The 9,548-nt window shown below is 48.3% G+C and carries 4 protein-coding genes, 1 tRNA gene and 1 pseudogene; 4 read left to right on the forward strand and 2 right to left on the reverse strand.

The features are described 5' to 3' along the window. Positions 1-9: 9 nt before the first annotated feature. Positions 10-4,620 carry a PAS domain S-box protein gene (locus J0895_RS09635; protein WP_207087887.1) on the reverse strand — a complete coding sequence of 1,537 codons (4,611 nt, stop codon included), beginning with the start codon at positions 4,618-4,620 and terminating at the stop codon, positions 10-12. 672 nt (positions 4,621-5,292) lie between these two features. On the opposite strand from J0895_RS09635, the gene J0895_RS09640 reads away from it, so the two are divergent. The 3 genes from J0895_RS09640 (at position 5,293) to J0895_RS09650 (ending at position 6,900) form a co-directional block, all read left to right on the forward strand. After that, positions 5,293-5,364 (forward strand) — tRNA-Gly (locus J0895_RS09640). 42 nt (positions 5,365-5,406) lie between these two features. Further along, the gene (locus J0895_RS09645) at positions 5,407-6,297 is read left to right on the forward strand and encodes a tetratricopeptide repeat protein (protein WP_340643486.1); all 891 of its coding nucleotides are present in this window, start codon (positions 5,407-5,409) and stop codon (positions 6,295-6,297) included. Between the two features lie 309 nt (positions 6,298-6,606). Continuing rightward, a complete protein-coding gene (locus tag J0895_RS09650) occupies positions 6,607-6,900 on the forward strand; it encodes a DUF4278 domain-containing protein (RefSeq protein WP_207087888.1) in 294 nt (97 codons plus the stop codon). 215 nt (positions 6,901-7,115) lie between these two features. Here J0895_RS09650 and J0895_RS09655 read toward each other — a convergent pair whose 3' ends face one another. Further along, positions 7,116-7,844, reverse strand: coding sequence for a rhomboid family intramembrane serine protease (locus J0895_RS09655; RefSeq protein WP_207087889.1), 729 nt, complete (start codon positions 7,842-7,844; stop codon positions 7,116-7,118). Positions 7,845-8,559: 715 nt separating this feature from the next. On the opposite strand from J0895_RS09655, the pseudogene J0895_RS09660 reads away from it, so the two are divergent. Then, positions 8,560-9,548, forward strand: a pseudogene (locus J0895_RS09660) (hypothetical protein); the annotation flags it as partial.

The following is a 9,548-nucleotide window of genomic DNA, read 5'->3' on the forward strand; positions in this document are numbered from 1 at the left end:
TAACCCGGATTAGGGGATATGACGCGATCGCGCTGCAAGGCGTTCGACTACGGCGATTAACTCCGCTGTATCAACAGGTTTAGGGAGGTAGATATCATATCCGTCTTTGAGGGCGCGGATGCGGTCTTCTGAACGTGCATAAGCGGTGACTGCCGCTGCCGGTAAATATCCCCCTTCGGATAATTCCATTCTTCTAATGTGATAAATCAGGGTATATCCATCTTCTTCCGGCATGGCGATATCGGAGATTAGCACTTGAGGGTGAAATTGGGGAATGGCAATCAGGGCTTGGCGGACCGACGCTGCTGCCTGGACCTGTGCACCGCACTCTTCCAGAATGAGAGTGAGTAAACTCCGAGCATCGGCTTCATCATCCACCACCAGAACTCTCACTCCATCCAGAGAAGTTGCCCAGTTTAAATCCTGGAGAGGGTCTAACGTGACGCCATCAGATTCGGTCGGGTTCGGAAGCTCACACCGAGGCATCAGAGGGAGTTCTACGGTAAACATTGCACCTTGACCTAATCCAGGACTGTCTGCCGACACGGTACCCCCGTGGAGTTCAGTGAGGTGGCGCACGATCGCCAGTCCGAGTCCGAGTCCATTATAGGCGCGGGTGCTAGAACTGTCCGCCTGCCGGAAGCGATCAAAAACATAGGGCAGAAATTCCGATTTAATTCCTTGACCTGTATCTATAATACGGATTTGTATAGAATTCTGGAACTGCTCCAAAATAACGGTGACACAGCCCTCCGGGGGGGTAAATTTAATGGCATTGGAGAGTAAGTTCCAGACAATTTGCTGCAAGCGATCGCGATCGCCAGAAACAGGACCAGCATGGCGATTCAGTTGAGTCTTCAGTTGAATATGTTTAGCCTCCGCAGCGGGACAAACCGACTCGATCGCCTCTTTGATAGCCCTCAGCAGGGAAATCGAGGTCACATTTAGGCGTAATTTCCCGGTGATAATCCGGGACACATCGAGCAAATCCTCGATCAGTTGAAACTGTAATCGGGCGTTACGTTCGATGGTTTCGAGGGCTAATCCCATTTTTTCCTCAGACAGTCTCCGATTGCGTAAAATCTGCGACCATCCCAGAATGCAGTTGAGTGGGGTTCGCAACTCGTGAGATAGGGTCGCTAGAAACTCATCTTTGAGCCGGTTGGCATCTTGAGCTTCCCGATAAAGACTGGCATTATCTAAGGCGATCGCCGCCCGATGAGCCAGCTTTTCTGCCAACATCAAATCCGTGTGATCGTAGTAGCGACTGCCTGCCTCTAGCACAAAGGTGATCGTTCCGAGGGTTCGCCCTCGTGCTTTGAGCGGGACACACATTCCGCTATTTAAGCGCAACTCACGGAGAATTCGCAAATGTTCTGCATCGCAAGCAGTCTCCACCAGCACGGAGTCCGGGATATGAGGATACAGTTCTGATTGTCCGGTGCGCAGGACGTTAGCTTGTCCCATTGTCGCCTCTTTTTTCGGGGGATAGCGGCGATGCAGTTCTTTGGCGAGTTCTTCTTTGTCCGGGTCAGTGTGAGCTACCGCCAGCCGCTCAATCGTCCCATCTTTTTCGACCACATCGATCGCACACCAGTCCGCTATACTAGGAATCGTGAGATGAGCCAGACTATCCAAGGTGGTTTGGTAGTCGAGGGAATTCGCCAGAACACTACTCGCTGTGGCTAAAAACCGCTCTTGCTGTTGCGATCGCTTGCGATCATCAATATCTGTGGCCGTTCCTAACCACTTGAGGGGGCGATCTCCCACTCCGGCGATCGGATTCATACGCAGAGTGTGCCAACGGTAGAGTCCATCGGACCTTTGCAAGCGCACCTCTATTTCGTAGGCGGTTTCTGTGGCGATCGCGTTGCGCCAATGGGCCACTGCTTCTGAGCGATCGCTCGGATGAATCAACTCTAGGGGCGATCGCTGCAAAATTTGTTCTAAACTCAGCCCAATATAATTCACCCCACTGGGATTGCAATATTCCAGCTTTCCCTCATGGGTACATAAAAATATCATTTGGGGGAGAGCTTCCGCCAGGGATCGATACAGTTCTTCGCTGTGGCGGAGGGCTTCTTCGATCTGTTTCCGGTGGGTAATATCCACAAAAGCTCCCACCGCTCCTCGGGTTTGCCCCTCTTCATCAAGGATCGGGGCGGCATAAGTCAGGAACTCGATCACTCTCCCATCTTCATGGATAGCATCTACTTCAAACTCTAGCACTTCTACCTGATTGGTAGCCGCATAGCGCATCGGAAGCTCCTCGGGAGCGAGTTCCCGGCCATTGTGGTAGAGTTTAAATCCATGTTCTGCTGCTTCAGGCAGGGGGTGATAATGGGGAACAATCGGGGAGGAAATCCCCAAGTTGTGAGCTAGAACCGAATTAAACTGGATCTGCTCACAGTGTGGATCTTCGGAAATGGCAATGCCAATGGGGATAAACTTGAGGAGGGTTTGTAACTCTTTAACCCGCCGCTTTAGGGTGCGATTCAGCTTGAGAATTTCGGTTTGCGCCCACTGACGCAACGTGATATCGGTTGTTGCCCCAATCCATTTATAAGGTTCTCCCTGTTCATCCCACAAGGCCGTTCCCCGATCGCTCCAATAGAGATAAATCCCATCGGCCCGCTGGATTTGGTACTCTTCATCAAAGGGTTCTCGGGTCTGTAAATGCCGGTCTATGGCATTTTCGACTCGCTCGCGATCGCTCGGATGGAGGCGATCGAGCCAAGCTTGGCGAGTGGGGGCAAATCCTCCCTCCTCATATCCGAGTTGTTCGTCAATGTTCCCAAACCATTCCACTCGTCCCGTGGCAATCTCCCATTCATAGATCAGATCGCTAGTGTTTTCCGCTGTAATCCGAAAACGTTCCGTGGATTGGCGCAGGGCCGCTTCCGTCGCGTAGCGATCGCTGATATCAATGCCGGTGCTGATGATATACTCCATCTCCCCTTTCGCATCGCACAAGACCGTATTCGACCAGGCGATCGCTCGTCGGCCCCCATCTTTGGTCACCCAGTCATTAATATACGCGTTGGGTGTCGCTGTCGATCGCCGGTTCTCAAACACTCGTTTGATAGACTCGATTTCCTCGGGAACCACCAACTGCTCCCAAATATAAAGCCCCTGCACTTCCGCAAAGGAATAACCCGTCGTGGTTTCGCAAGATTGGTTAAAACTCACAATCCGACCTTGGCGATCGAGAATCACAACTAAATTGGGAATTGCATTCACCACTGCCGCCAAAAAATCCCGTTCTTGGTGAAGTTCCATCGTCGCTGATTCCGCGCTCTCACCCCGGTCTCGAAAATAAGCACAAAGCCCTTCTCCGTGGGGATAAAACCGCACTTCAAACCGTTTTTGTAAGGGGGGATAATCCTCTTCGAGTTCGATTGTTCTTCTCTCTGCCAAGGCTCGATGATACCCGCGATAAAAGGAACTCCCCACGCTTTCGGGAAAGATATTCCACAAATATTGTCCCCTCAGGTTTTCTACCCGGTGATTCAGCAGTTTCGCCCCGGCTGGATTAATATAAGTATAGCGCCCCTGGCGGTCAAAACAGGCAAACCCATCGGTAATGTTGTCCAGGAAAGTTAGGGGGTCCTCCTTCTGCACTTTGGTAAAGTCCCGTTGAGTCTGTTCCCGGAGTTCGGGGTCTTGACTAGGGTCAGGGTCTTTTAAGTGAGTATTCACCCGAGTTAGCAATTCATGGATACACCATGAGTGGTCGAGAAACTCGGGTCCACAGTCGCTTTCGGAGGGACACTCCACAGGTTCCCCTTCGCTCACGGTTAGGGGAAACTGGATCACTGGGATCTCTTTTCCGTTGACTCCTGTCCCGATTTCCTGTAGCCAGTCTAAGGTTTCGGGGGCGATCGCATCGGTGAGAATTGCAGACGGAGCGAAATCCCGGGCGGCATCCAGGGCGGTTGTGCGATCGCCTGCGGTTTTGACTTTATATCCCCGGCGGACCAGTTGAGACTCTACATAGTCTCGGCGAACTGAGTTATCATCCACCAGCAAGATCCGGGCAGAAGGTCCAGATTCCTCCTGACGTCCCTCTAATAATGAAGAGTTGGGGGGTTGATTCTCGTTCCGACATGGTTCATCCTGGGGGGTAGGGAGGGCGATCGCCGTCGTCAAGACCCCACAGACTCGATTCCCTTGATCGTATATCGGACTGTGAGACAGATTGAACCACCCCACCACCTCCGACCCCGGGCGATCGAACACCAAACGACAATTCTCTGCTCCTCTGCCTTCTCCACTGCTGAACACTTGTTCTAACATTGGAGAGAGGATCTCCCAGGTTTCCCGGTTGAGGACCTCTCGTCCCGGTTGACCGAGGGAATCGGGATGATTGTAGTCCCCCAGCCACCCCAGGGCCGCCTCGTTGTAGATGAGTAGCCGCTCTGGGCCCCACCAGAGCAGGGTCGGAAATTGGGAAGCTAGACCCAAACTCACCGCTGTACGCCAACTGGGACCCCAAGTCTCAATCGCACCCAGAGGTGTGCTGGACCAGTCACGAACCTTTTTTAAGTTGTCCAGATCAGCGCTACCTATCCATCCCAATTGTTCTCTCCTTTTCTTCCGCTTGGCTGGCTGCTGTTCCATGATTTACAAAGGTCCTGGTGGTTTGGGTGTTCAGACTCGCTCACTTGCTAATCTTGGGTGTACATTTTTTTCGGAAATTTTACATCTACCAAAAGAAGGATTCACTGTTGAAAAGGGATTCACTGCCTTGATTTGATTTGTTGAGTTGCCGTTTTTTTTACAATAAATTTCGCCATCATTTAGGGCGGGCGATCGCCATCAACTGCCTTCATCCCTCTTTTTGATCCGGAGGGGCGATTTAATTGAGTTAGGGAAAGGGTAGGCATTTGAGGCGGCCTCCTTTCATCATTCTTCTCTAACTTTGTAAAAGAAAAACCGCGATTGCCCTTGACTTTTTCTGGGATTTGACATACATTATGGATAATGGAAAAGGTCCGCCTATATATACCCAGTTTTAGGGGAAATTCACAGTCTGAATTCCGACATAATTAGGCGATCGCAGCCTCAAGAGGGTGATCAGACCAAACCCCTACATCAGATCAGAGGGTGATCAGACCAAACCCCTACATGAAACAACGTTACTACGAACAGGGGAGGGCCTCTGGCTGGACTGGGAGGGAAAATTTCACTGACCCCTTGACAAACCTGGGGACAGGGGTTATATAATAGTTCTCTAGTCTAATCGTTATCAGTTAAGTGCCGAAGGGCAACAGGTTGTAACGAAGACTGGATGCGGGCGTAATTCAGTGGTAGAATGTCAGCTTCCCAAGCTGAACGTCGTGGGTTCGAGTCCCATCGCCCGCTTTTTGTTTGGCTGAATGTTAGGGCTGGCGTCTAGGGTGACGAGTGGCTTTCCTGTGTTCCCGGGTTTCACTACAATGGGAAGATTGGCAGTTTAGCAACTTAGCAGCAACGATGGGATATTCGATTGAGGTCTATGACCACAACTTTGAGCAAGAAGTCTTAGAAAAGTCTTATGAAATTCCGGCGATCGTGGACTTTTATGCCGTTTGGTGTGGTCCTTGTCAGATGTTAAAGCCGATGTTGGAAAAGGTCGCCCTAGAATATGATTGTGTGGTGGCGAAGGTGAATATTGATGAAAATCAATATTTAGCACAAGCATTTCGGGTGGAAGGGGTACCGGATGTGAAAATTATCCGAAATGGCGAAGTGTTGAATGGATTTGTCGGGGTGTTGCCAGAACCGCAATTGCGAGAATTTTTGGCAAATTGTCATATTAAGTCGGGTTTAGATGAAGGGTTGGAGGCGATTCGCCAGTCACTTGTAGGAGGAAATCGCACCGAAGCTGAGGCGATGTTTGCATCCCTGTTAACACAATATCCAGAGAATAGACGGTTGCGATTAGAAGCAGCAAAGTTCTATATCAGTGAGGATGAGTTAGCAAAAGTTGAGGAACTTTTAGGGGTGATTCAAGCGGATGAACCGGAATTTTTTGCAGAAGTGCAAGCGGTGAAGGCGTTACTTCAGTTTAAGATGGAATGCAATCATTCTTCAGGAGAGGGTGAATTGGACCGGATGTTTACTCAGGCATCTTGTTTGACGGTGGCGGGGAACTATGAGGAGGCGTTGCCACTTTTCCTAAAGATTGTGGAAAGCGATCGCAGTTATAAAAAGGATGGAGGGAGAAAGGCGATGCTGTCTATTTTTGACTTATTGGGAAATGACCATCCTCTGACGACGGTTTATCGCCGGAATTTAATGACGGTGCTATTTTGAGGGATATGGGTCATTCGGTGCATTCTGGATTGAGAATGCACTGAACTTCTGGCGCGATCGCACCCCGGATCCTTAGAAATCCGGGGAGTCGGTGGCAAATTTTCCAACAAATTGACTGAAACTCATACTGGGGATCGGTGCGATCGCCAGTTTCCTGATGTCAGGATCGAGTAGGTGAAGTAGTGAGTTGCAGATTTAGGAAGTCTACCTCAATTTCAATTTTTGACCTCTACCCAAGGGTAGAGTTGAGGTGAAACCTTTTTTTGCTGAAGAATTCATGAAACGCTCGATCGCTAACAGGTGAGATTGATGAGACTTTATTATCGTGGTGTCAGCTATGATTTAACTCCTCCCGTGAAAACACCACCGGGGAAAATTTCTGGAACCTATCGGGGTAAGTCTTGGCAGTTCCAACAAGGGGACTTGTCAGGACAACTTGGAGAGTGCGATCGCTGTCACTTTTATTCAGGGGATTCACACTTACTCTGTGCCGTACATCCCCAGGGTCCAAATGCAGAAAATTGCCCGGATTTCCGGTTAAATCTTCAGACGAAACCTTTGAATCAGCAAGCTTTAAAAACCCATAAATTATTCAATTTTTAAACGGTTTTATATTTTCAGGGAGGATAGGCAACCCCTATCCTCCTTTTTTTTACGGCGTTATAGGTCAGTTTATTAGCGTTTCTCCGAGTTATAATGTACATTCTTTTGGAGTGCGAGCATCTTGCTCGTTCTTATCAATAGCAAGCAAGATGCTCGCACTCCTTATAGCCTCTGTACCATGAGAGTCCGGGAAACGCTAATAACGAATTTTTTGCTTAATAAATAGCGGTTTTTGGTTTATATTTAACCAACAGGGAAACTAATCCCGCCCCGATGAATAATCCAACTCCGTTGGCCCAATAACCCAAGCTGGTGGGGTTGACCATTCTCAGGACGGTGAGTTGACCAATGCCATAAAAGGCCTGTTGAATAAACCACCACATCAGATAAAACAAGGCGGGAACTTCGATGGGAATAAATAAGATTAGTAAGGGTAAGAGACTTTCGATTTTAGCTTTAGGAAAGTTCAGCAAATAAGCGCCCAGAATGGCAGAAACTGCGCCATTGGCCCCGATGATCGGGACTGCTAAGTTCGGGGCGATCGCCACCTGGGCGATCGCCGTGAGGATGCCACAGACTATGTAAAATAGCAAAAACCGGCCATGTCCGAGAATCTCTTCAATCCGCTTGCCAAACACCCATAAGAACAGCATATTCCCCAAAATTTGACTAAAACTGCTGTGGAGAAACATCGAGAACAGTAAGGGACCGGCAGACATGACAATTAAGGCAACCCAGGCGGCAGGACTGGGATTGCGAATCGCATCGGTGACAACCGAAGTCATGCGATCGCTGACGACACCCCAACTTTGCAAAAAGGCCCCGAGTTGGCCCGTGGCCTCTAGTTTGAGTTCCATCACAAATAGCGCCACATTTAATCCAATCAGGCCGTAGGTGACCAAAGGGGGATAACGATTGGGGAGATTATCATCAATAGGTATCATTGCTAAAGGTTATGATTTTTCTCTATCTTGACTCCCTATTATGGACGTAAAAATAGGGGGGTGATATCCAAAGGTGATAGTTTTTCTGGTTTGACCCGGGGGCGATCGCCTGATTTTTTCCATAAATTTACTCCTTTAGGCAGTTGCACTGGCTGTTTTTTTAGAGATTGACAGGTCGGGTTATCGTCCCTGAACCCTTAATTTCTCTAGGTTGTCACTAGACTCACCTCTCTCCATTCGGTTTGGGGAACTACGGATTTTTGCGTAAATTGTTTCTTGTTTCGGGCGAAATATTACTTTCTTTACAAAAAATTTAAAAATTTAATCTCTAGCTTTATAAAAATTTTATATAAACTCTCTCAAGATTTTATGTAGCCTAACAAAGCAGATCCTTTCCCCCTGTTTATTGATAGCAATCTTTCTTCGTAATTGGGCGAATCGGCTACCTGTGACTTCTGAAAAACTGGGTTTAAGGCAACTTCCGGCAATCTTTCTAAAGATAGATACAGCCTCAGCCCATGCAGGGTTAGATAGAAGAGAACAAAAGGGTGGAATCAGCGGGGAAAATGAATGATTTTCGCGATACATCTACTTTATTTTGCTTATATTTCCAGTGAGCATCAAAGCAAAAATTCCCTCCTATTTTAGGCTTGTTTTAATTATTTAAAGCTTTTGTTTGAATCAATGACTTTTAAAAAGTAAGGAGAAAATCAGTATGTTATGGAATATCGACTCATCAAATTATGAAATCCGGGCGGAAGGAGATATCCGGCGATCAGAGGCGGGGAACAATACCCTAATCCAAGTGGAAACCGATGAGGCGATCGCCAGTAACTCAGGGGACGATTTAATCGTGGGAGGACCCGCAGACGATTTATTAATGGGTGAACTCGGTAACGATACCATTTATGGGGGGAGTGGAAATAACACTCTATTTGGGGGAACGGGTCATCTGATAGTCCAAGATTGGGATGGTCAAGACTTATTAGTAGGGGGACCCGGAAATGATTTAATCTTTGGAAATCAAGCCAATGATACCCTGTATGGCGGGGAAGGAGACGATACCCTCTATGGCGGTAAAGATAACGACTTCTTGTTTGGCAATGGCGGAAATGATGTCCTATTTGGGGACTTAGGAAGTGATAGCCTATGGGGAGGGGAAGGACAAAATAGTTTTCAAATCGGCAGACGTTTCGATGTTCCCGGATTCCTCAGTACCGGAGGTCCGACCCTGGATGATGCAGACTGGATTATGGATTTTACCCCGGGTCAAGACTTAATTGGATTACTAGGGAGACTCACCTTTGATGAGTTGAATATTTTCGCGGGAACGGGTGTCAATACAGGGGATACCATTATTCAAGATAAAATTACTCAAGAGTATTTAGCCATCGTCAAAAATATCTCTCCCGAGGCGATCGGACGTGGCAATTTTTCGCCTTACTCTGCACCCCCAGTCCCGTCATTACCCAGTCTAAATCCCCCAGTCATCAATCCGACACTACCTGTCAATTCGACTTCTCCGAATCAAGAAGAAATTGCTCCCATTGATCAACCCTCAGATTTGCCACCGGATGTTTCCTCCCCAACTGAAGAAGACGAACCCTCAGATTTGCCACCGGATGTGACTCCGGAAATTGAAGACAATCAGAACGACATCAATTTAGAACCTGATGTGACTCCTGAAATTGAAGACAATCAGGA

Source organism: Phormidium pseudopriestleyi FRX01, from assembly GCF_017313335.1.
Taxonomy (GTDB): Bacteria; Cyanobacteriota; Cyanobacteriia; order Cyanobacteriales; family Laspinemataceae; genus Laspinema; species Laspinema pseudopriestleyi.

Coding starts and splice junctions, on each gene's coding strand:
- J0895_RS09635 (WP_207087887.1), bottom strand. CDS start 4,620: ATGGAACAGCAGCCAGCCAAGCGGAAGAAAAGGAGAGAACAATTGGGA.
- J0895_RS09650 (WP_207087888.1), top strand. CDS start 6,607: ATGAGACTTTATTATCGTGGTGTCAGCTATGATTTAACTCCTCCCGTG.
- J0895_RS09655 (WP_207087889.1), bottom strand. CDS start 7,844: ATGATACCTATTGATGATAATCTCCCCAATCGTTATCCCCCTTTGGTC.